Annotated in this window: 22 protein-coding genes; 1 reads left to right on the top strand and 21 read right to left on the bottom strand. The window is 38.9% G+C overall.

Annotated features, from left to right (window positions below; genetic code table 11):
* Positions 1-77 precede the first annotated feature (77 nt).
* From AACM02_RS13545 to AACM02_RS13610, 14 genes are all read right to left on the bottom strand, one after another.
* A complete protein-coding gene (locus AACM02_RS13545; protein ID WP_339117257.1) occupies positions 78-761 on the bottom strand; it encodes a hypothetical protein in 684 nt (227 codons plus the stop codon).
* The gene (locus tag AACM02_RS13550) at positions 715-1779 is read right to left on the bottom strand and encodes a hypothetical protein (RefSeq protein ID WP_339117258.1); all 1065 of its coding nucleotides are present in this window, start codon (positions 1777-1779) and stop codon (positions 715-717) included. The genes AACM02_RS13545 and AACM02_RS13550 overlap by 47 nt, the downstream gene beginning before the upstream one ends.
* 59 nt (positions 1780-1838) lie before the next feature.
* Positions 1839-2150: a hypothetical protein gene (locus AACM02_RS13555; protein ID WP_339117259.1), complete on the bottom strand. Its 312-nt coding sequence runs from the start codon at positions 2148-2150 to the stop codon at positions 1839-1841.
* A gap of 96 nt (positions 2151-2246) precedes the next feature.
* Complete coding sequence (locus AACM02_RS13560) at positions 2247-3257, bottom strand: hypothetical protein (RefSeq protein ID WP_339117260.1); 1011 nt, start codon at positions 3255-3257, stop codon at positions 2247-2249.
* A gap of 26 nt (positions 3258-3283) precedes the next feature.
* Positions 3284-4000 carry a hypothetical protein gene (locus tag AACM02_RS13565; protein WP_339117261.1) on the bottom strand — a complete coding sequence of 239 codons (717 nt, stop codon included), beginning with the start codon at positions 3998-4000 and terminating at the stop codon, positions 3284-3286.
* 105 nt (positions 4001-4105) lie between these two features.
* On the bottom strand, positions 4106-5125 hold the full coding sequence (locus AACM02_RS13570) for a hypothetical protein (RefSeq protein WP_339117262.1): 1020 nt from the start codon (positions 5123-5125) through the stop codon (positions 4106-4108).
* 43 nt (positions 5126-5168) lie between these two features.
* Positions 5169-5774, bottom strand: coding sequence for a hypothetical protein (locus AACM02_RS13575; protein ID WP_339117263.1), 606 nt, complete (start codon positions 5772-5774; stop codon positions 5169-5171).
* A gap of 79 nt (positions 5775-5853) precedes the next feature.
* Positions 5854-6606, bottom strand: a complete 753-nt coding sequence (locus tag AACM02_RS13580; RefSeq protein WP_321623866.1) for a DUF6935 domain-containing protein — start codon at positions 6604-6606, stop codon at positions 5854-5856.
* A 122-nt stretch (positions 6607-6728) separates the two neighbouring features.
* A complete protein-coding gene (locus AACM02_RS13585; RefSeq protein WP_339117264.1) occupies positions 6729-8213 on the bottom strand; it encodes a bifunctional UDP-sugar hydrolase/5'-nucleotidase in 1485 nt (494 codons plus the stop codon).
* Positions 8110-8421 carry a hypothetical protein gene (locus AACM02_RS13590; RefSeq protein WP_339117265.1) on the bottom strand — a complete coding sequence of 104 codons (312 nt, stop codon included), beginning with the start codon at positions 8419-8421 and terminating at the stop codon, positions 8110-8112. Before AACM02_RS13590 ends, AACM02_RS13585 begins: the two co-directional genes overlap by 104 nt.
* 50 nt (positions 8422-8471) lie before the next feature.
* Positions 8472-9611, bottom strand: a complete 1140-nt coding sequence (locus AACM02_RS13595; protein WP_339117266.1) for a hypothetical protein — start codon at positions 9609-9611, stop codon at positions 8472-8474.
* Positions 9612-9749: 138 nt separating this feature from the next.
* Entirely contained in the window at positions 9750-10820 is a 1071-nt protein-coding gene (locus AACM02_RS13600) for a nucleoside hydrolase (protein WP_339117267.1), read from the bottom strand.
* 204 nt (positions 10821-11024) lie between these two features.
* Positions 11025-11630 carry a hypothetical protein gene (locus tag AACM02_RS13605; RefSeq protein ID WP_339117268.1) on the bottom strand — a complete coding sequence of 202 codons (606 nt, stop codon included), beginning with the start codon at positions 11628-11630 and terminating at the stop codon, positions 11025-11027.
* 230 nt (positions 11631-11860) lie between these two features.
* The gene (locus tag AACM02_RS13610; RefSeq protein WP_339117269.1) at positions 11861-14872 is read right to left on the bottom strand and encodes a response regulator; all 3012 of its coding nucleotides are present in this window, start codon (positions 14870-14872) and stop codon (positions 11861-11863) included.
* A gap of 186 nt (positions 14873-15058) precedes the next feature.
* Between AACM02_RS13610 and AACM02_RS13615 the strand changes: the two genes are divergently transcribed.
* A complete protein-coding gene (locus AACM02_RS13615; protein WP_339117270.1) occupies positions 15059-16027 on the top strand; it encodes an IS30 family transposase in 969 nt (322 codons plus the stop codon).
* Positions 16028-16220: 193 nt separating this feature from the next.
* Here the strand turns inward: AACM02_RS13615 and AACM02_RS13620 are convergent, their stop codons facing one another.
* From AACM02_RS13620 to AACM02_RS13650, 7 genes are all read right to left on the bottom strand, one after another.
* A complete protein-coding gene (locus AACM02_RS13620; protein ID WP_339117271.1) occupies positions 16221-16799 on the bottom strand; it encodes a hypothetical protein in 579 nt (192 codons plus the stop codon).
* A gap of 213 nt (positions 16800-17012) precedes the next feature.
* Positions 17013-17387 carry a DUF805 domain-containing protein gene (locus tag AACM02_RS13625; RefSeq protein WP_339117272.1) on the bottom strand — a complete coding sequence of 125 codons (375 nt, stop codon included), beginning with the start codon at positions 17385-17387 and terminating at the stop codon, positions 17013-17015.
* A 35-nt stretch (positions 17388-17422) separates the two neighbouring features.
* The gene (locus tag AACM02_RS13630) at positions 17423-18490 is read right to left on the bottom strand and encodes a TPM domain-containing protein (protein WP_339117273.1); all 1068 of its coding nucleotides are present in this window, start codon (positions 18488-18490) and stop codon (positions 17423-17425) included.
* 27 nt (positions 18491-18517) lie between these two features.
* Complete coding sequence (locus AACM02_RS13635; protein WP_339117274.1) at positions 18518-19108, bottom strand: LemA family protein; 591 nt, start codon at positions 19106-19108, stop codon at positions 18518-18520.
* Between the two features lie 23 nt (positions 19109-19131).
* Positions 19132-20232, bottom strand: coding sequence for a hypothetical protein (locus tag AACM02_RS13640; RefSeq protein WP_339117275.1), 1101 nt, complete (start codon positions 20230-20232; stop codon positions 19132-19134).
* A 74-nt stretch (positions 20233-20306) separates the two neighbouring features.
* On the bottom strand, positions 20307-20846 hold the full coding sequence (locus AACM02_RS13645) for a hypothetical protein (protein ID WP_179399170.1): 540 nt from the start codon (positions 20844-20846) through the stop codon (positions 20307-20309).
* A gap of 62 nt (positions 20847-20908) precedes the next feature.
* The gene (locus tag AACM02_RS13650; protein WP_339117276.1) at positions 20909-22387 is read right to left on the bottom strand and encodes a hypothetical protein; all 1479 of its coding nucleotides are present in this window, start codon (positions 22385-22387) and stop codon (positions 20909-20911) included.
* Positions 22388-22462: the final 75 nt, after the last annotated feature.

Genomic DNA, 22462 nt, shown 5'->3' on the forward strand with positions numbered 1-22462 from the left:
GCAATGATAATAAATAGATTGAGGCCGAAAGTTGAGGCTGACTGCGGAGAAGTTCTCCACCTGCCATTGCTCTTTTATTACCTCGCTCCATAAAGCGAAACATTTTCTGCAATTTTTTGGATGGAAAGCTCATCGTTGTTTGCAACAAACAGATTTTTTTCATAATCTGTGAATATTATACTGTTGTTTTTGAGCCATACAGGATTTTTATTGCTCCCGATATCCGTTTGTTCTAGTATCATCTGATTACTACCATCTTTGTTGGCTATACAATAAGGACCGTGTCCTAAATCGCCCATCTCAATGATTGTACCGTAAAGAATTTTTGTCTCATCCGGTGAAAGCGTAAATGAGATGAACTCTGTTTCAACCCAATAATCTTCACTCTCTTTATTTCTCAGCACATTAAAATCCAGTTTGTCAGACAAACACACTTTTACATTGTTGCGCGTATAATAGAGTTGTTGTTTTGTTGTTTTGAAGTACTGATCTGCTTTATTACGAGGAAGTTCCGTCATGAATTTTCCTAAAACCCGTCCGTCAGATTCCTTGTCCAGAGATTTTTTTTCTTTTCCGGCAATGGAGTATATGTCAAATTTCCTAAAATCGTAGTAGTCCCAAACAAAGCCGTGCTCCATAAGCAGTTCTCCTTTATGGTAAAGAAGCGGGCTTATTTCGCCATAGGTGTCGGTTATGCAATCGTCTTTTTTCAGTTTACGCCCCACCAAACGAATCATCCACAAAAGCAAGTTTCCAGCCATCGGGTGTATAGATGAAATAAAATCCGCGGGGATTAAGATATCTATCTGGTAAATAAACTGCCATGATTTCTGCATTTGGATAGGCTAATTTTACCGGTTTTGTTTCAAAGGTTTCCATATTAACAAGCAGCTCAGGAACCTTTTCTATCGCAACATAATAGACAACATTGCTGTTTGTATAAATGAGGTCTTCAGGAGACCCGCCATCGTTTATATATTCAAGTATTATTTCTCCATCATGCATCGGCTTTAGATCATAGTCGTCATATTCAGTAAAGCCAAAATTTTCAGCTCTGGTCGCCAATTTTGTGACAGTACCTGGAGCGTGGTATCGTCTTACATCCATTTTCGAATCAATGTATGTAGCCAGTGTTTTGTCATTGTTCTTGAGCAGGCTGCTAAAGTTTTTCCCCCAATAGCAATCGTTCAGGAAGCCCTCGATAAAAGCGGGGAACTTATCTTCTGGTTCTCCGGATGAAGCATTGCCATTTTGCGCATTTGCATCGTAATCAAGCACTTCCAATCTGAACGAATTGATTACATGTTCAATAACGCCCTCCATCCTATCATTCTCTTCTTCGGGATATTCAAAGCGAATGGTAAAATATCTATCATTAAACACGGTATAATCAGTGTGCAACATATTATCAAGCTTATATTTGATAATATAGTGGTTGTCTTCGAGCTTTTTACTGAGAACTCCTGTAATGAAAGCTAAATCCTCTGCGTAGGCCTTTTCAACCGAAGGAGGTTCACCATCTTTAGTGGGATCATCTTTGAACTCATAATAAACGATCAGTTGGATTTTTTGATCTTCCGAAATGAATTTTTGCCCGTCTCCGCTATCCGCTTCACCTTGCGGAATAAGGAAATCGGGATATTCAACGGTGTAGTCGTAGCGATCGTTGTGGTAAGTTTCGTAGTTTACGCTGCCTGGCTGCGTATCTGTTTTCCCGGGGTTGCCGTTGCACACTGTAAGTAGGACAAGGGAAATGATAAAATACGTTAGTTTGCTCATGGTTGTTAAATTTTAATAGTTGGAGGCTTGAATTAATGGACTTTGTGGGGCAAGGGCTTTCATTTAATTTTCATAATAAAGCCGCCTGTTTCAAACTCATGACTTAAATGTCCGAAAATTTGCATGGTTATACTCCTTTGTCCCATTTCTTCGGCAGAGGCTTCGGTGAGCCTGGTCATGGGCAATCGTTCAATATCGGCAATTGTGCATTCAAAAACGGGGGTCTGGCTTTTGTCGGCATACACCACCTGGTCATTTAAACACACTTTGCCGTATTCAATGTGTCCTGTAAGGATTGTACCAAGGTCATCTTTGAGTGCATGTGTTCCGTAAATCCGGAAAAGGAATGATTTTTTTGCTGTAGCTGTCATAATTGTTTTGTTTATCTTAATAATGATAATTATTAGATTGAGGCCGAAAGTTGAGGCTGACTGCGGAGAAGTTCTCCACCTGCCATTGCTCTTTTATTACCTCGCTCCATAAAGCGAAACATTTTCTGCAATTTTTTGGATGGAAAGCTCATCGTTGTTTGCAACAAACAGATTTTTTTCATAATCTGTGAATATTATACTGTTGTTTTTGAGCCATACAGGATTTTTATTGCTCCCGATATCCGTTTGTTCTAGTATCATCTGATTACTACCATCTTTGTTGGCTATACAATAAGGACCGTGTCCTAAATCGCCCATCTCAATGATTGTACCGTAAAGAATTTTTGTCTCATCCGGTGAAAGCGTAAATGAGATGAACTCTGTTTCAACCCAATAATCTTCACTCTCTTTATTTCTCAGCACATTAAAATCCAGTTTGTCAGACAAACACACTTTTACATTGTTGCGCGTATAATAGAGTTGTTGTTTTGTTGTTTTGAAGTACTGATCTGCTTTATTACGAGGAAGTTCCGTCATGAATTTTCCTAAAACCCGTCCGTCAGATTCCTTGTCCAGAGATTTTTTTTCTTTTCCGGCAATGGAGTATATGTCAAATTTCCTAAAATCGTAGTAGTCCCAAACAAAGCCGTGCTCCATAAGCAGTTCTCCTTTATGGTAAAGAAGCGGGCTTATTTCGCCATAGGTGTCGGTTATGCAGTCGTCTTTTTTCAGTTTCCAATCAACCACCCATTGTGGTGTAATTTTCGAATCGCTAATGACAGCAGATTTGAGCCATAGCGAACCATCACGCTCTACACTGTAATACAATGTTTTTCCTTCTGCATCGAAGGTAAAATTAAAAATGGTATCAGATTCTTCGACGAATTTTACTTTTTTGTTATCGTCAAAACTGTGGAAATACAATTGGCCATCAATAAGATATGCTAAGGGGCATTGCGTGTAGGCAATATCTGCAGGTTTCTCCAAAATGACTTCTGCCACAGTTGTATCAGCAGGTTGCAGCTCATTGTGGCCATTTTCCTGATTGCCCTCTCTACAAGCGGATAGTATGGCAAAGATTGCTAAGAAATAGATTGTTTTTTTCATTTGTAATACGTTTTTAAAGTAGAATGCTACCTTTCCCATTTTTCGTTATTCCATTTTAGCGTAACTTCTTTGATTGCTTCATAAGGAATTTCACGGGCTTCATCGTAATCCATTAATTGATAAGCATCTATGCTTACTTTTATAGATGTTCCGGTCTGGGGTAGTTTGTAATAAATAGCATAGTCACCTTTGGCAAATTGCTTTTCTGCAAATTTTCGGGTATCGGCCGATAGCTGCGAAACATTAATAAAGTCAGTCAACTTATAATTTTGATTTCCGCCCAAACGGTAATTGGGATCTTCGGTAAGTTTTCCGTTTTGGTAAAAAAATGTCCTTATTTCACTTCCCGATTCCGTACCATTATTTATAGCTACCAACTTGCGGCTGTCTTTCAGATTCCAGTAGCACATTTCCCATCCAAACTGCATTCCGGTAAGGCTTAAATATCCGTTCTTCACATCGCATACATCAATGGGAGTTGATGAAATATCGTAAGCTTTATCTTCGCCAATGCTGTTAAGCAACAACTTTCGATTGGCTACGCTTATTGCTTCCGGAAATGCATCATCGGGCAGCAGTAGAAATATATCTTTAATATTTACGGCTGTGGCATAGGTTGATTCTCCCGCAATTTCATTTTGTTTCATGGTGCCTGAAATTTCGACGGTAGCGCCTTTTTGATTCTCACCTGTACATGAAAAAAGTATTGCAAGAAATGCGATCAGATAAATTTTCGATTTCATGGTTTATCTTTGTTTTTGAATGTGCAATTTTGTGTGAAATTATCTTTTACTAATAGATGAAAAGATTCTGTTATTAATTCATGCTTCTCACTTTATCTTAATCCATCAAGGCCCACTGTTAAACTCTATCGTTTTAACCAGGTCATTCTCATCAAAATTGACTTCTATATTAAGAATCTCCATACTTATGAAGGCTTTATTACCGTCTTTATTTTCAAATAAATCGTCTTTAGTGAGTCCGAATTTCTCGATCAAAAAATCTTTATCGCAGTTTTTGTCTTCACAAATAATCCATCCGAAACCCTTCCCCGGCTTAGTGATATAGGCGTGAGTCATGCGGTCGTCCTGATAGGTTAACTGAATGCCGTCGTACTCCATGGTTGTGGTCGTCACAATATAATCCTCATCTATGTAACCGGAAACTTCCAAAGGTTCTGTTTCTGTATTCTCAGATTGTGGTTTACCCAACAAACGTTTTGCATCATCGGGATTGGCTCCCAATTGAAATTTAGCAAGTGCGAGATTTTGTAAAAAGGGAAGATTTATATGACCCTGATGTACATCGATTAACGCTGTTTCAATATAGTCTATCAAAAATGCATCGGCCGACGGGATAAGCACTAGAGTATTGAAAAAAACGTTCTCTTCACCGTAGTCAATAAGTGCTGTAAATTTCAAATCAGAAAGGTGGGTTATGGTCACATTTTCTAATTTATCGCCTGCTTCCATGCCGTTTCCCATTCCAAACGGGGCCCAAACTTCCTTACCCAAAGGATAAATCATTTTCCATTTGTTTTTAAACACTTTTTCGGCAGCTATCTGCTCTTCTTGTGCCTCAAATTCAGGGTATTCATAGATTTCGAGCTTTTCGTGATAAAACTCAAGATACCGTTCGGTAAACACTTTCTTCTCATCAGGCAGACAGTAGCCGATTTCAGCGGAGCATTGAAAGATGCTTTTCAGCCATTTATCGCCCGAAGCAATTTGCTGCGCATCTGTTTTTCCCATCAAAGAACCGGAAGTATTATCTTCCTGGTTGCGGGCGGCCTGGTTGCAGCTTGTTGAGAGTGCAATTGCCAGTATTGAAAACAGTAGTGTTGTTGAAGAAAGAATCGATTTTTTCATTATTATTTTCATTGTTTTAAAAGTTAAAACATTAAGTCCGAAGTCATTTGTACAAATCCATGTATTCAAAAATTATTTTAACCGCTTCTTCTTTCATATCTCTATTCAATGATCTATTCAGGCGAACATTGTTCGTTAGGTTATAAACCTCACTCCAATCTGAATCCATCGCTTTTTGTGCCTCAATCAGTGCGCAAATAATATTGATTGTGTAACTTTCGTTGTTCTTCGACCTTGCTTTGAGTGCGTAAATAATTGGCTCGTCAACATTGAAATAGTTTTCCATTGCCTGCAGGTAAGCCAAAGAAATCAGCAAATCAGCACTGGCCTGATTAAGGAATTCATCTGTGTCTTTAAAGTTATATTTCTCCTGCAAATATTCATAGAAGTAGTAGGCATTGTTAAAACCATTAAAACCCCAGCCCAGTTGATTGATTACTGCTATTTTCAATTCAACCGGATGCATACTTTCATTCAGATAATTCATTAATTCAATCGTTAACCTTCCTTCGGTTGTGGAAGCTAACTGAACTATTTTTGAATCTTTATAAGCTTCACTAATTGGTGTGGAAGTCAGCGGAGAATCTGCAAATAGATTTTGACTGAGTACAACTGCCGCAATCAGGAGTAGGGCTAATTTCGCTTTCATATTAATAAGGTTTTTTAGTCTGGTGTTTGCTACTGATGAATTATCAGCATGATTTATTCACGTTAATACGGATTACCACTTACTTAATAAACATGTTATCGTCCCAGGTTTTGCTGCCGGGCAGCTCTTTTACCTGTGAATAAAGTCCGGGAAAATTATCGACTAGAAAATATTTGCTGTCCCAGGGTTTGATTACACGAATGATGTCTTTGCCGCTGTCTTTACCGCCGGTGAGCACATAGTACTGAATGAATTTAGCATCCATTTTACTGTTGTATTCATAATTGGAATTCATAGCCTCCACTTCCACGGTATAGGGCTTTTCAGGTATGTATCCGTTTTGCTGATGGGCACCTTTCAGGTAAGCGGCTACCTGATAGGGACGCGCATAATATTCATCTTTACCGCGAAGCAGTTCGCTGAGGCGATGCATTATCCGGTCCTTGCTCATACGCCCGGGATTGTTGGGATCGTGTTCATTTTCAGTGGTTGCCAGATACAAACACTTTTCGCCAAAAACGGGGTATTTGCGGTATATTTCCATGGCAATCAACACCATGGTTACGGCGCCTTGCGGCTCGGTGGAAACCTGTGCCTGCAATTCCTGAAATTTTGCAACCGTCCATGGGAAACGATCGAAGGTGCAGGATGCCTTGTCGCTCATATCAAGCTCATCATGGTTAATTTTACCGGCAAGTGTTCCGGTAATGGAAGCATTGTCGGCAGGCACCTTTTCTTCTACAAAATCCTGAGTGGCTTTCTTGCAGGCGCTGAAGCTTATGACCAGCGCAATCGCTAAAATCAGAACATTAATTAATTTGGTTGTTTTCATTGTCATCTGTTTTATTAAAAGCTTTTACATTATTCTTGTTTATCGACCAGCCTATCGGTTACAAAAAATGCTTCGTTTTTTCTTCCTACTCTTCCTACTTCCTACTCCCTATTCCCTACTCCCTACTTCACCATCTCCACCCTTGTCACTCCTCTATAACTTGGAATGGTTTTCAGCCCTTTAAGGTATTCAATGGTGGTTTCTGCTGAAGGACGAAACAGTCCCTGTCCGGGATCGTTTTGGTTGTATTTATAAACCGAAGCCATATAATCGTTCATGACTACGGAATACGTTTTGTCCATATCAAACGGTTTTCCGTCGGTTGTTAAAAGTTCCACATCTTTAAGCTTCCCATCGGGGTTTAGCATATAGCGCATAGTCATTCCCGAAGGATAAATGGGCAAATGGTCATCGAGTAGGAATGCACTGAGAAACAGATTGCGCATTTCGTGGCCTGTAAGGTTAAACAGCACTATTTCGTTGCCGAAAGGATCCATTTCATAAACGTCCTTGGTACGCACCGGACCTTTGGCAAGCGTTGATATACGAACCCCACCCGGATTGATAAAAGCAAGGTCGGTTCCCGAAGCAAAGCGTATGGCATCGGTCATCAGGAATCCTATTTCTTCGTAGTTTGAAAAATCGTCTTCGGCTATTGCGATGGTTTCGGTCAATGCCGGATTGTTGTTGTAGGCATCCACCATTGTTTGAATGTCGGCACGGGAATTCCCCTTCTTGCCCACGGTTAGCAACTGCATTTCTCTACCCACCTTTCCTTCGGGACCAACTCTCAGCTTAATGAGCGTTGCATATTTGAGTTTCCGTTCGGCCTGCGTAATCATAATTCCATTGTGGATTTGATCTTTTTCGACTTTGGTGTGCGAGTGTCCGCCAATCATTACATCTACGCTATTTGCCGGCAGTTGATTGGCTAATTTCACATCGTTTTCAAATCCGAGATGGTTCACCATCACAAATACGTCGCAACTGTCTTTCAGGAAGAGATATTCTTTGGCGATTTGAAACGGGTCTTTAAACCCAAATCCTTTTGCATTATCCGGGTGTGTGTCCGGAATTCCATTGTCGTTTATGTCCAAAAAGGACACAAAGGCTGTTCTCAGCCCATTTGGGCTTTTGATTATTACATATGGTTTAATGCGAAAATCGGGTGTTTTCGGCAGATCGATATTGGCACTAAGGAAATCAAACTTCGCTTTGTGTGTGATGTTTGCAAAACCCACAAGGCGGGAGTCAAACTCGTGGTTACCCACTGCCGACATATCAAATTTCACGGCGTTCATCAGCTCAATGATGGGTATTCCCTTTTCGGGATATTGGTCGTTTGCCGGGTTTCCTGTTTGATTATCACCACCCGAAATAAGCAATAAGTTGGGGTATATATTCCGCAAACTGTCAGCCATAAAGGCAAGCCGGGGGAAATTATCAATGGCTGCGTGCATATCGTTCACGGCAAGGATTTCTATCGTTTTTGCTTTGGGAAGCTCAGCTACTTTTACTTTGCGGTTTGTGCCACAACTTATCAAAAGTGTAGTTCCAAGCAGAGCAATACCGCAGATTAGCTTTTGTGATGTTGTTATTGTTTTCATTGTGCGTTTGTTTTTTAGTTTTAATGTACAAGTGATTTCCTTCACTCAGGGCGCCATCGGGAGCTACGCTATTGCCATAGGCATCGGTCACGATTGGCATTTTCCGGGGCAGTTTTTTGTTGCGAGCCATGTAATAGCCCCGCATTACATCAAATACTTTGGCTCCGTTATGTATCGTTACTTCCTCATCGTTGACAAATAGCTTCATAGTATTGTTTTATAGCGTTATGTTTTAAATGATTGGCGTTCAATTTCCACCTAAAATTTAAAATTGCTGAATTTAGGATGTGCTTTCATGGCTGCCGGAAGTTCAGGCGAAAGTTGATTGTTCGATAAATCGCATACAGTTAGCTTTACACATTTAGCTAATTCTGCAGGTATCTTGCCGGTGAGCTGATTTTGATTCAGTCTGAGTGTAGCCAAATTGAGACATGTGCCTATTTCAGACGGGATACTTCCAGTAAGTTTGTTTTGATAAAAACCCAAACCAATTAATTTACCTGATGCAAATAATTCGACAGGAAGCTTTCCGGTAAGACCACAATTGACTATAGTTACACTTTTCAGATTGGTCATTTTGGCCACTTTGTCGCCGGGTATGGGGCCGCCGGAATTGCTTAAAGCATTCATAGTCAGGTATTCAAGATTTGTCAAATCCCATATTGATTCAGGAAATTTTCCAATGGGTTCTTTATTTCCACCTACAGATCCAATACTGAAGTCTACCTTAAGTAATGTTAACTTGCTTAGCCTGCCAACACATTCAGGCAACCCATTTACGGGTTGATTGGGCATTGAAATGGAAAGTTCGGTTAGGTCCGCTAACTGACAAATACTTTCGGGAATTTTACCTTCATATCCATGAAGTCCCAAAACCTGTAATTTGCTTAATTGTGAAATATTTTCAGGAATAACTCCACCAAATCCTTTGAGATATAATTTTTTCAAATCAACAAGGGTGGAAAGATCCGGCAATACCGGTTTATCCATTTTTGGCTTTGTATGCACCGTAAGGGACAAATTATTCAACTTTGTCAATCTCCTAATTTCTTTAGGGATAACATTAGGAGCATCGCATTCTCTGACAAAAACAAAAAGTTGTTCCAATGCAGTCAGTCCTCCAATCTCAGCAGGTAAAATTCCGTTTACATGGTCTCCTGCAATCCGCAATGCAATCACCCTTCCTTCATCATTGGTTTTCACACCTTCCCATTCCCCAATCGGTTTCTCACTAAGCCAATTCGTAGCTTCGGACCCTTTCCAGTTAGAACCGTTCATAGATTCATAAATTTTCACTAAAATTTCCCGGTCAGTCAATTGCTTAGGTGCAGAACCACTGCAACTGATTAGGGCTATGACCATGAACAGGCATGCCATTGTTAAAAATACTTTTTTCATAATTCCTTTTTTTTGAGTTTGTATTTTTCAGTCTTACTTTTGTTTTTTTTTACTTTTTTGGGGACGAGGGACGTGTGGGACGAGGGACGACTCCTCAAGCTACCTACTTCTTACTTCCTACTTCCAGGTTCCAACTCACTAAAACTCCCTGCAATAGTCTTCTACCATTTTCCACAGCCTGTCGCTATCAACGGTAAGTACAATGCGAGCCTCCTGCGTTCCCACCGGTTGATTGCGTTCAAAAGCGACCGATTGCCCGTAAGAGAAACCGAATTGCGAATTCACATCCACATAGCGTGTTACTTCTTCTGTTATCAGGGTTGGGTCAATCATAATGGCTCCAGCAATTACGTCCCAGATGTAATGCACATAATTTGGATCTTCGATATAGAGTGTATTTAAGAAATTACGTTTCATCATCGCTTTCAAGTCGGTATTTTTAATCATACCGGTCAACTTTTCGTATCGGTCTTTTTTGAAGGGCATTTTTTCGCATACGTCCAAGCTCACGATAATTTGTTCTTTGAAAGGGGAGCGAAGACAAATTTTTGCTGCTTCGGGATCCATCCACCAGTTAAACTCTGCCGTGGGCGTGGTATTTCCGGGTTTAAAGAATGAACCTCCCATGTAGATTACTTTTTTAATCAATGGAATTATTTCGGGGGCCATACGGACCGCTGTTGCCAGATTTACACATGTGCCAATGGCAATGATGGTTATTTCGTTTGGACTTTTCTTTACCTCATCGATAATAAAGTTGACCGCCTTCATATCCAAAGGTTTCGCAGTTGATTCTGACCCATATTTTTGCAAATACACCGATTCCCACGATTTTGGCTCGGGATATCCCGCAGCACCTACATAAGCATCGCCAATACCAAACAAAATACGCTCGTTCTTAATGGTTTCAAAACGGCTTGGAAATATAGGGTAGCGAATGCCCGGTACAACAGGAATATGAGATTTTCCAATGTCCTCCAACTGTCGGATGGCGTAGGCAGTTCCCTCAGGAACCCAGGTATTTCCAACAACAATGGTAACCCCTATAAGATCAATATTGGGAGCATTGGCAAGCATCATCATCGTGATGCCATCGTCAAACACCTCTACCATATCGGTGTCCAGAATTACTTTTTCTTTCTTTTGTGCTTGTGCAGTTGCCCCGAATAAAATCAGGCAGACGAGAGTGCTAAAAATCATTTTTCTCATAGTTGGAATTTTTAATAGGTTTGTATTTCATATAAATTTAAAAATAAAAGCCCAGTATTTATTTACATCTATTCATAAGCTCTAATATTGCAGCTTGTTGAGAGTGCAATTGCCAGTATTGAAAACAGTAGTGTTGTTGAAGAAAGAATAGATTTTTTCATCATTGTTTTAATTGTTTTAAAAGTTAAAACATTAAGTCCGAAGTCATTTGTACAAATCCATGTATTCAAAAATTATTTTAACCGCTTCTTCTTTCATATCTCTATTCAATGATCTATTCAGGCGAACATTGTTCGTTAGGTTATAAACCTCACTCCAATCTGAATCCATCGCTTTTTGTGCCTCAATCAGTGCGCAAATAATATTGATTGTGTAACTTTCGTTGTTCTTCGACCTTGCTTTGAGTGCGTAAATAATTGGCTCGTCAACATTGAAATAGTTTTCCATTGCCTGCAGGTAAGCCAAAGAAATCAGCAAATCAGCACTGGCCTGATTAAGGAATTCATCTGTGTCTTTAAAGTTATATTTCTCCTGCAAATATTCATAGAAGTAGTAGGCATTGTTAAAACCATTAAAACCCCAGCCCAGTTGATTGATTACTGCTATTTTCAATTCAACCGGATGCATACTTTCATTCAGATAATTCATTAATTCAATCGTTAACCTTCCTTCGGTTGTGGAAGCTAACTGAACTATTTTTGAATCTTTATAAGCTTCACTAATTGGTGTGGAAGTCAGGGGAGAATCTGCAAATAAATTTTGACTGAGTACAACTGCCGAAATCAGGAGTGCGGCTAATTTTGCTTTCATATTAATAAGGTTTTAATTGATCTTTTTGTACAGCAAAATTGAGATTAATCCATTATATATGTCTGTAAATATCACGCAGAAATTAGCATAAAGCACGCATTAACGTTTAAATAATTAGCACAATTAGTGCATTTGTTTGTGGTATCAGATTGATTATGTGTGTTTTGTATGTGCTAATTGGCTGTTGGCTTTTGGCTTTTAGCTGTTGGCTAATAGCTAAAAGCTAATTGCTAAACATGTATCTTCTGAAATTGCGATGGGGAAATTCCAAATTCTTTTTTGAATATGCGTGAAAAATAATTGGCATCATAAAATCCACATTCATGAGCAACTTCCGACATAGGGAGAGAAGTCTCCTGAAGCATCTTCTTTGCCTTGTTTAGCTTCACATGCAAAATATAAGACAATGTTGACTTGCCCGTTATACCATTCATTTTTCGATTGAGCTGCGATGTGCTTACCGACATTCTCTCAGCAAGATAGGCTGTGTTTAGATCAGGGTTTTGCATTTCAGTAAGAATAATACCTGTTATGACATGTAGATATTTGAGATTTGCTTCACTCTCTGCTCTATTAACAGTGTCGGTTGTTATGTTATTGGCAGACTCCATAAATTTTTCAATCAGCGTTTTGCGACTTTCCAGTATATTATGGATAGTAATGAACAGCTCCTCTGTATCAAACGGTTTCTTAATATATGCCTCGGCACCGCATCTCAAGCCCTTTATACGGTCTTCGTCGCTACTCTTTGCCGTAAGCATAACTATTGGAATATGATTGAGCATAATATTCTGTTTCATTTCGCAGCATAGCTGTGTGCCATCCATCACAGGCATCATCACATCCGTAACCACAAGGTCGGGGATATGCATTTTTGCAAGTTTCAAGCCCTCCTCGCCATTTCGGGCAACTAACACCCTATATTTTTCACTCAGTATTGTTTTAATATATGTGTTGACATCTCTATTGTCCTCAACAATCAAGATAATGTGCTGTTCATTAGTATTTCCTTCTTCATTAATATCAGTATATAAGTTGGTCTCTTTAGTTCCAACCCTTTGTTGGATCTTCGAGAGCGAGAAAGAACTCTTTTGCTCAAGAAGTGGCTCAATGTTTGTTAGGTTATTATTTTTTAATGGTAAAGTCACAATAAAAGATGAGCCTATGCCCAATTCACTGTCAACCTCAATTTCTCCTTTCATCTTTTCCACCATCATCTTGGTGAATGCCAGGCCGATGCCGTTACCCGATTCATTTTGACTATTGGTACTCTGATAAAACATCTCGAAGATACGCTTCAAGTCACTCTTTGATATTCCATCTCCTGTGTCTGATATTTTGATCTTAATGGTGTCGGGGCGTTGTCCTTTTGAAACCACAAAGTCTATTTTATCTCCCTCTTTTGTATGTTTTATAGCATTTGATAAAAGATTGCCAATAATTTTATCGATATAGAAAGGAATGAAATCCATTTCTTGTGACTCTATCACAGAATAAAAAATAAGGTTTACATCTTTCTCTTTTGCAAAAAGCTTAAATGTTTCGGCCGACATTCTAAGATACGAAATTATGTCGCCACGTTTCCAGTTGGGAGCCTCTTTTCCCGATTTAAGTTTGGCAATATCAAGAAGTTGGTTTACGAGATTAAGCAAATTATTACTTTGTCTGTCTATGGCTGATCTATAAACATGCTTTTCTTTTTCGGATAAGTGTTTGCTGCTCATTAATAGGTCATTAAAACCCTTTATAACGGTTAGTGGAGTTCTAAATTCGTGTGTGATATTTGTGAAAAAATCGCTTCTGGTTTGCTCCAATTGTTTTAACGCTTTGTTGCTCCTAACGCGCTGTTTGTATGCATAATATAGTAGTGCTGTGATGATAATTCCTACAAGCGACAGAGCCAAGGTGAAATATAATGTCAAATGCGTCGACCGTTGTTTGGATTTATTCTCCGCCTCAATTCTCTGAATGTTCCTAATGTTTTTGTTTTGCTCGTAACTTAGGCGCACGTCTATAAACCTATTAGTTTTTTGCAATCCCTGCACGCTGTCTCGCATGAGTGATTGCAATTGATAGTGCTCAAGAGCTTTTTTGAAATCTTGTGTGCTCACATCAAAGTCGTGCTTAAGCAAATATATTTCGGCCAAATGTTCTGGCGATTTTATTTCATTTGCTGTTTGCTCTGCAAGACTGATATAGTGTTCGAATTCAGAAATATTATTGTCTAACAAATTAATTCTGGCAATTGAGATACATGCTTCCAACCAGTGCCATCTGTCGGATATTTGATGCATGAGGTCGTATGCCTGAATATACTCATCTTTCGCTTTTTCATATTTTTGCTCTCTTTCATAAAGCTTGCCTAAATGAATAAGGCATAGTCCAATTCCCATGTCCGATTTGGCTATTCGATTATGCTCCAATGATTTATTATAATAGGCATGTGCTGAGTCTAACTGTCCCCGCTCTTCAAAAATTGCTCCAATATTGGCATAGTTAATGGCCTGACCTATATTGCTTTTCAGCTTCAGCTCATCTTCCAACGCCATTCTGAAATATTTTTCAGCATGGTCATAATATCCAAGTGTCAGGCTCACGTTTCCGATTCCATTTAGAGAAACAACTCTGTTTTTCATTCCAACTCCCGGCACATGTGCCTGTGAATATGCTTCAGCATAATCCAATGCTTGATAATGATAATCTGATGCTTCGCCATGCGAGCCGATCCGTCGGAAGTCTGTTCCCAGATTATTGTATGCCTGCACTATTTCGATGGTATCATTGAGCTTCATAGCAAGTGCCAACTCTTCCTGATGATTATTTATTGCTTCGGTGAAACGCGAGTTTTCACGCATAAATACACCTAACTGCTTATAAACCAGCATTACAGCAAAATCGTTCTCCTCATCAATATATTGTTTCAGCAAAAGTTTCAGAGAATCTTCACTGTATCTGTTTCTGTATAAAACGGCGGAAATCTCTTTTCGATTTGCTTCCGCTTGCTGCAACTGTTTTTGAGCATCTGAGCAATCGCAGAAAAAACCAATTATCAGCAACACAACAAGTATAGCAAGTGAGGTTGGTGCTTTATATCTATTAATCCTAATTTTCATAGCAAACAAACAGGTATTTGGTCTTGTTTTTTCTCTGTATTGAAATATTTTAGGGAGTAGTAAACCAGGTAAATAGTTTTTCCTCCTTTTCTCAAAGATATTGTTTACTTGCGCGTTTATTCTATTCATGAACAGATTATTACTTTTTCATTTAAAATTCCATCCATATATTACATTTGTAAATTCAATTAGTAAATGCAACTTTGACGGCAGGATAGTATAGATTATTTTTTCAGAGCTAGGGAGGAAAGACTCCCCCCCTTTGCTCCGATGGAAAAAATGACTATAATTGTTCTCCGCCTAAAGTTCACATTTATGAGTCATTTAACCAGGGAACAAAGATATACTATTGCATCGATGTTGCAAAACGGCTATAATCAAAAAGAAATAGCCCTTGTTATTAAAAAAGATAAATCAGTTGTCAGCCGGGAGATCCGCCACAATGCAGATGCCCGATCCGGCGTTTACAGAGATGATTTAGCTCATCGTAAATACCTGAAGCGTCAGGAGTATAAAGCTAAAACCAGAACCTTCACACCTGAAGTAGAGGAATATGTCAGAGATAGATTGCGTCTAAAACACAGTCCTGAACAAATTGCAGGTGTTGCCAAAAAGAACGGGGATAAATGTGTGTCACACGAGCGAATCTATCAGTTTATTTGGCAAGATAAGCGAAAAAAAGGAACGCTGTATCTTGATCTTAGAAACAGAGGACGTCGCTATAAAAAGCGAAGTGTGATTTACGATAAACGGGGTATAATCCCCAATCGCACAGACATCTCTCAAAGACCGCCTGAAGTTGAACTGCGCGAACGCTTTGGTGATTTAGAAATTGACCTGATTATAGGTAAAAATCACAAAGGCGCTATCTTAACCATCAATGACAGAGCTACCGGATTCGGAAAACTTCGTAAATTAGATGGAAAAGATGCTCAGCAACTTGCAACGGCTACCATTGATTGTTTGATGGAATGGAAACCTTTCCTTAAAACAATCACATCTGACAACGGGAAAGAGTTTGCCGCTCATGAATTGGTAGCCAAACATTTAAATATCGATTTCTTCTTTGCTAAACCATATGCAAGCTGGCAAAGAGGTTCGAACGAAAATTTTAATCGCCTCGTCAGGCAATATATACCGAAAAAAGTTGATTTTGATTGTATTCCTACAGATTATATTAATTTTGTGGAATATCAACTCAATAATCGACCCAGAAAAAGATTCAAATACGAATCGCCAATGTTTATGTTTAATCAATTATTTTTCATTTTTCTATTTTTTTAATTGAACTCTTAATCTGTTCCCCTCTGACAGCCTGCCATCGTGGGCTACACTGTTTCCGTATCGATCCTCAACAGGAGGTAATGGATTTGGAATTTTGAGCTTTCGACGAACATAATATGCTCGAACTGCATCAGCGACTTTTGCGCCGCTGAAGAGTTCAACCTCTGTTCTATTTACAATGACTTTCATATGGCTAATACTCTATTTCACCCTCTCTTGTAGTTTTTATAAGTCGCCAGTTTTTGCTTTTAGCAATATCCACCGCTTCTTGCGGCACCTCATTCAAATCTTCTTCGGTGTCATAACTCACTTCTGCTACAGCACCTCCGGGTTTTTCAACGTGTTGTACTGCTTTGAAAAGTTCAATCATCGATTTTGCACTGATTTCATTATCTTGACAAATAATTCTTCTTAATTGATTGAATTTCTTTGCTTTAATCGTTTTGATTTTATTACTATCAATCCAAAGTTCTTTTAGCTCTGCATTATTACTCAAATCCAATTCTGTCAACTCATTATTTGCTATTTGCAAATCGGTTAACTGAACATTCTTTGTTAAGTCTATGGATGTAAGTTTATTACTAGTTGCTTGTAACTCCTTTAGGTTTGGGCATTTTGAAATATCCGAATTGGTTATTTTCTTCACATTCAAGTTAATATAGCTTACATCACCATAAATGGTGAAGGTATTGGCATCTAAGATTCCTTTAAATTCTGTTAGCTCATCGGGATAAATCAGTTCCCCTTCATCCTGAACTTTATCATTATTCAAATCAACCCAAATGGCTGCGGTATCATTGGCGCTCCGCTCAAAATAAAACGAAAATAGTGTGCCAACCTCTACTTCTGTTGTAATGGTGATTTGTGGGTTTTTAGATTTCTCAGATGAAGTGCCACCTCTTCAAGACATTACCAACACTGAAAGAATAGCCACTATTATGTAATACCTAGTTATACTCTTCTTTTTCATAAAAGTAAATTTATATTATTTATCAAATCTATTCGGACCTGGCTCACTATCTTTGATAGCCAATAGAATAAACCATATAGATCCAATAAGTGGAATCATATTTACCAGAATCCATCCTCCACCTTTGCCAATATCGTGCATACGGCGTACTCCAACTGCAATTGAAGGTATCAATAAAGCTAAAGCGAATAATCCCTGAATAATCATAAATAACATCCTAAGCAGTTTTACTCCACCCAGGATATTTATAAACATAGATAATACTACACTAACAATAATGTAAACAAGGATATACTGCCAAAACTCTGTTTTATTAGCTCTGCCCGTAAATTGTGCATACTTGTTAGTTACAATCTCTTTGAAATTTTCAATAATCGAATTTGTGTTCATAATTTTTGTTTTTTAAATTAGTAAATAGTTCAATTTTAAAACTTAGTGGATGCTCCGCCGCCTCCACTTTTTCCTCCTCCCCACGAACCTCCCTTAGTAAAATTACCGCTTCGGTAAGTGGTATTATTTCCGCTGTTTGTAGATTCTGTTTGTGGTTTCACATATTTATAAGGAACCAACTCCTTATGCACAAATCCACATTTAGAACAAACGAACTCATACTCTTTCATGCCATCCTGTCCAGGTATTGCCTGTTGCTTGATTATGGGTTCTCCCTTTTTCAAGCTGACAGTGCCAGTTGATTTGCAACTCTGACAATCAATCTTTGCATTCTTGGCACCACCCTTGAAAAGTCTGAATAGGATAAATACAGGAAAAAATAATACGGCAAGCAAACATCCCAATCCACCAGCTGATTTCTGCTTGATGGCACCTAAATAGGGTGAAGATTCTTCAGATACTTTCTTTTTCTTTCTGCTCTCATTAAAAGCTAATGCTCCTACACCTAATACCAGCCAGATGATAATTGGCAAAGTCATGCTTTTTGCGTCAATGGGTTCTTTTATAAGTTCAGAAGTTCCCTTAAGAACTTTTTCTATCTCATCCACCCCCGCAATCAGTCCTTCTCCATAGGCATCTTCCTTCAGAAACGGTATCATTTTTTGAGCTTGAATCAGTTTTGATGTGCCATCACTCAATGTGCTTTCTATTCCGTAACCCGTTTCAAATACAATTTCTCTTTTCCCATCAGCTGTCAGAAGCAAGATAAGCAATCCGTTGTCTGAATTTTGATCGCCTAATCCCCAATAGCCGAATAATTCTGTTGCAAATTCTTTTGCAGAAGTGTATTGCTCATCAATATCAGGAATTACGACAATTGCCGTCTGAACATCTAATGATTCTCTTATCTCAAATAGTTTTTTGTTCAGTATTTCCTTGTCATTGTATGTGATCACCTGCTCAGGATCTGAAATGAACTGTTGAGCATCTCTTAGCTGCACATTGGGCACCTCCCTCACCGTGTATTGAACTTGTGCATACGAAACTAAATTAAGCAACAGCAGAAACACTATTGTCAAAGATTTCAAAATTGAATTTCTCATACCTGTTTTATCTTTTAAGTTGTTATATTAGAATTTCACATCAGGTTTTGTATCACTGTCGGGAGCAGATTCAAAATAATCTTGTTTCTCGAACCCAAACAATCCGACAACCAGATTTTTTGGAAATCGTCTTCGGTAAGTGTTGTAAACTCTCACTGTTTCGTTGAATCGCTTTCGCTCCACCCCTATTCTATTTTCAGTGCCTTCCAGCTGTCCTTGCAGCATGATGAAATTTTCGTTGGCTTTCAAATCGGGATAGTTTTCTACAATCATTATTAATCGAGACAGTGCATAGCTCAGCTCTGCTTGTTTTTCACTGAATTGCTGTAAATTCTCTGCATTGAGCTGGTCGCTCTCGATGTTTGTATTTGTGGCATTGGCTCTTGCTTCAATCACCTGTCTGAATGTTTCTTGCTCGTGCGAAGCATATCCCTTAACGGTTTCAACCAAGTTCATTATCAGATCGGCTCGCCGCTGGTATTGATTTTCTACTTGCGACCAAGCCATTTTCACGTTCTCTTCGCGTTTAATTAGCCTGTTGTATGTCCCCCAAAAAAAGGGAACAATCAACAGTAATACTGTGAATATTACGAACCAAATGATTATTTTTCTACCCATACTTTCTTTTATTTTTTTTTCTGTTACCCAAGCATCATTATCAGTGCCGCTATAACAGCTATTATTGCAGCTATCAACAATATAATCTTGGTTTTATCTTTTGGATATTCACCAATAACCTGCCCTGTGCGTCCGTTGACAACAAATTGATAGAGTTTACCGTTGAATTTAAAGGCACTGATCCAGATCGGCAACAGTAGCAGTTTGAACATCAAGTCGTTGTATTGTGTGTTTTTACTGCTAACCTTTTGTTTGTTGCCTCCAATGTCAGAGCGGATAGTACTATCAATCACATTATCCATTTTCTCTTTGGCTCTATTCACTCCTTCTCTGAAATCAATTTGATAAATTTCGGTGATAAACCCCGCCATAAACTCCTGCCGATAGGCCACACAGTTCGTCATGTCCCAGTTGGTTAGCTGGTTCATAATTTTGGGTGGAAGTGTTTTTGCCGCGGGAACTACTACATCATCAAAAGATACTGATACATCTCCCCGCGCAGGATACCAATCTGTAACAGTGCGACGAACTTCTTCTCCTTTGTTGTTGCGAGAAGTTTCAGTACGGTCTTCGCCACGTTCCCCTCTATATTCAGTATAAGTCTCAGCATCATACGTCCAAAATGGTAGATATACACCTTTGAACATCTCATTGTCCACTCCTCCTTTTTTTAGCTCCGATGGCAGAAACCATTTCTTTCCCAGCCATTTTGTGAAGTTGGCACCGCTTTCTTTTTCCGTTATTTTAAACGGAAGCAGATATTCCGGTTGCCAAAAACGCTTTATGGATGCTTCGTTTAATATAAGAGGCGTAGAACAAAACACGCATTTTGCTGCCGAAATATTGGGAGCCAATGTAGTATTGGCGCCACATTGCCGGCACTTTATTTCGGTAACTTCTACTGTTTGTCCTTCACTATTTTCTTCGGCACGGTCTTTCCAATGGTTGAAATCGTTTTCCTTTATTTCGGCTGCTGTAAGATCCAATCCTGAGATGTATCCACAATAAACGCATTTCAAATCTTCATCGGCAGGTGAGTACTGCATTATGCCACCACACGCTTTGCATTTTGTCTGCAAAGCATCGGTTATAGGTTGTTTGGTTTCAGTCATGGTTTCGTTCATGATTTCTTGATTTTTGAATGCTTGATAATGCAGAGACGTAAAAATTTGCGTCCCTGCATTATATCATCTCTGTATTATTTTATCCCAAATTCCTTTGCACTTTCGGGGCGCTCCTCTTTTATTCTTTCGAAATCCAGAAAGTTCATGATAGCAAACAAATCGTCAAATTTTCGCTCTAAGTTATTGACACCATAGGCTTCAAGTTCAGGGAGTCTTGCGTCAAACTTTGCCTCAAAACCTTCTGTAACCTCGGTGCCCAATTTATCCATCGCATCCCATGAGGCGGTTAAACTGGCCATTACATAGTCTACTCGTGTTTTTTCATCTTTCTTATCAAGTACTTTACCATACTCAACCATCTGCCTCACCGAGCTTTTATGCAATGCATCGATGTCTTTTTCGAAATTTGCATCTATTTTGCTGTGTTTGTCAAGCAGTTTTCCCATTTCCTGGACTACATGCACATTGATTGCTGCTGTTTCCTCGGCAAATTGTTCTTTGGTTAGTTTTTCAATTTCGCTCATGTCTTTCAATTTAGGCTGTGAATTGCTGCTGCTGCATCCGCCAAGGATTAAGCCTGCAACGATGAATGTAAAGAGAATTGTTTTTTTCATTTTGATTAACTTTAAATTGTTTTTTTCATTACTCACGGTTTGTGGTATGAAACATATGGTCACTATTTGTAATTTACGGGCTGAAAACTTGAGCCCATTTTTACCATCATATTCCACTCACCTCCATTAGGGCTTTTGGTAATGTCATAGTAATTCATTAAATATTTATCAGCTCTTTTCACAATAACTGCTGCTGGTAAACTTAAATGCATCACCCGATAAGGATATTTGTCTTCCTGAAACTCTGACCATTTGCTACTTAAAAATATAGTTTTTACATATTCAGCCCCAAGCATTTCTTTCGCCATACCATTTACTTTTGCTGAGGTGGCTGCATCTATACTCACCCCCTTAGGCATTTCAACGGGTTTGGCATTACTCAAGCGTGCATCTGATTCAACATCCATACGTTGAGATTCCATGGCGCTATAGGATGCTTCAATTTGACGATTGGCAACATCAGAAGAATTATAATCTTTATGTTTTCTAAAGATATCAAGCATAACAGCATCAATTTGCCAGTACAATCTATACTTCACCACTGCATCAGTTTCTGTGTTAAACTGTTTAAACAGATCTTTTAGGTAAGTACGAACATAATCCATCGATACTACATTACGCGCTAAGGATAGCCCTGCTTCTTCCCGTCTATCCTGACGACTTTCGTAAATGCTACGTGAAGGTGCAATTAATAATTCACCCGTTTTTGCATGTACAACTCCTTTATCCGGATCGTCCATTTCGTAATATATTTTTGCCTCAAATATCTGATTTCCAAACATAAGTGCTTTTGTAAACTTATCAAATGCTTCAGAACTCATTGGATCGGCAACAAACTGAGCTGTCCAGGCATTTCTGAAAAGTTCATCCATGGTTACCAATAAATTACCATCAGGTGTTTTTATCTTTAAATAGTTCACAGGATAGTAATTTAAAGGTCCTAAGCTTGCGATATTAGCTATTAGTGAGTTAAATTCTCTTACACGAAAATCTTCAGTAGATTTATCATGAACATTGTAAAATACCTTATATTCATAGTAGGGTTGATAAGTAAATACTTTTGGGTCGAGCTGCTCATAAGCTGCGTGTATTTCACTTATCGATTTTGTAAAGCCGGGTTCTACAGTCTGGTCAGAAGCCTTTGGGTCGGCAGCAAGTGCTTGGGCACTCGGGGTGTATTTCTCTTTGTTGTTGGTTTCAACTCCTTTGTTGTCTTTAGAGTTTCCGTCAGAAGCCCTTGGGTCAACAGCAGGAGCTTCGACACCCGGATTATATTTCTTTTGGGAATCGTCTGCGACTCCTTTCTTGTCTGTAGAGCTTCCGCCCGAAGTAGCATTGGAAACGCCCTGATCAAGTTTTTTTTCGGCTCTATCTAAACTTTCGCGGGTTTCACGCGCTGCTTTTTCTTTTACTTTTTGTTCAACCTGCTGTTCGGCAGACCTTTTTATCTGACTGCCTAATTTTTTAACGTTGATTTGTGCTTGCACAGGCATACAAAATACCACGATGAGCAGCACCAGAAAAATTGATTTTGTTTTCATCTTTGTTTTTTTTATGTTAATGTTAGTGGACATTCGGTAAAGTGACTTTAAACCGCTTTACGGGTTTGCTTCTCA

Origin of the sequence: Petrimonas sp., from assembly GCF_963921705.1 — a bacterium.
Taxonomy (GTDB): domain Bacteria; phylum Bacteroidota; class Bacteroidia; order Bacteroidales; family Dysgonomonadaceae; genus Petrimonas; species Petrimonas sulfuriphila.

Bases quoted from the DNA above. Each gene is read 5' to 3' on its own strand.
- AACM02_RS13545 (WP_339117257.1), bottom strand. From the start codon at position 761: ATGGCTGGAAACTTGCTTTTGTGGATGATTCGTTTGGTGGGGCGTAAA.
- AACM02_RS13550 (WP_339117258.1), bottom strand. From the start codon at position 1,779: ATGAGCAAACTAACGTATTTTATCATTTCCCTTGTCCTACTTACAGTG.
- AACM02_RS13555 (WP_339117259.1), bottom strand. From the start codon at position 2,150: ATGACAGCTACAGCAAAAAAATCATTCCTTTTCCGGATTTACGGAACA.
- AACM02_RS13560 (WP_339117260.1), bottom strand. From the start codon at position 3,257: ATGAAAAAAACAATCTATTTCTTAGCAATCTTTGCCATACTATCCGCT.
- AACM02_RS13565 (WP_339117261.1), bottom strand. From the start codon at position 4,000: ATGAAATCGAAAATTTATCTGATCGCATTTCTTGCAATACTTTTTTCA.
- AACM02_RS13570 (WP_339117262.1), bottom strand. From the start codon at position 5,125: ATGAAAAAATCGATTCTTTCTTCAACAACACTACTGTTTTCAATACTG.
- AACM02_RS13575 (WP_339117263.1), bottom strand. From the start codon at position 5,774: ATGAAAGCGAAATTAGCCCTACTCCTGATTGCGGCAGTTGTACTCAGT.
- AACM02_RS13580 (WP_321623866.1), bottom strand. From the start codon at position 6,606: ATGAAAACAACCAAATTAATTAATGTTCTGATTTTAGCGATTGCGCTG.
- AACM02_RS13585 (WP_339117264.1), bottom strand. From the start codon at position 8,213: ATGAAAACAATAACAACATCACAAAAGCTAATCTGCGGTATTGCTCTG.
- AACM02_RS13590 (WP_339117265.1), bottom strand. From the start codon at position 8,421: ATGAAGCTATTTGTCAACGATGAGGAAGTAACGATACATAACGGAGCC.
- AACM02_RS13595 (WP_339117266.1), bottom strand. From the start codon at position 9,611: ATGAAAAAAGTATTTTTAACAATGGCATGCCTGTTCATGGTCATAGCC.
- AACM02_RS13600 (WP_339117267.1), bottom strand. From the start codon at position 10,820: ATGAGAAAAATGATTTTTAGCACTCTCGTCTGCCTGATTTTATTCGGG.
- AACM02_RS13605 (WP_339117268.1), bottom strand. From the start codon at position 11,630: ATGAAAGCAAAATTAGCCGCACTCCTGATTTCGGCAGTTGTACTCAGT.
- AACM02_RS13610 (WP_339117269.1), bottom strand. From the start codon at position 14,872: ATGAATAGAATAAACGCGCAAGTAAACAATATCTTTGAGAAAAGGAGG.
- AACM02_RS13615 (WP_339117270.1), top strand. From the start codon at position 15,059: ATGAGTCATTTAACCAGGGAACAAAGATATACTATTGCATCGATGTTG.
- AACM02_RS13625 (WP_339117272.1), bottom strand. From the start codon at position 17,387: ATGAACACAAATTCGATTATTGAAAATTTCAAAGAGATTGTAACTAAC.
- AACM02_RS13630 (WP_339117273.1), bottom strand. From the start codon at position 18,490: ATGAGAAATTCAATTTTGAAATCTTTGACAATAGTGTTTCTGCTGTTG.
- AACM02_RS13635 (WP_339117274.1), bottom strand. From the start codon at position 19,108: ATGGGTAGAAAAATAATCATTTGGTTCGTAATATTCACAGTATTACTG.
- AACM02_RS13640 (WP_339117275.1), bottom strand. From the start codon at position 20,232: ATGAACGAAACCATGACTGAAACCAAACAACCTATAACCGATGCTTTG.
- AACM02_RS13645 (WP_179399170.1), bottom strand. From the start codon at position 20,846: ATGAAAAAAACAATTCTCTTTACATTCATCGTTGCAGGCTTAATCCTT.
- AACM02_RS13650 (WP_339117276.1), bottom strand. From the start codon at position 22,387: ATGAAAACAAAATCAATTTTTCTGGTGCTGCTCATCGTGGTATTTTGT.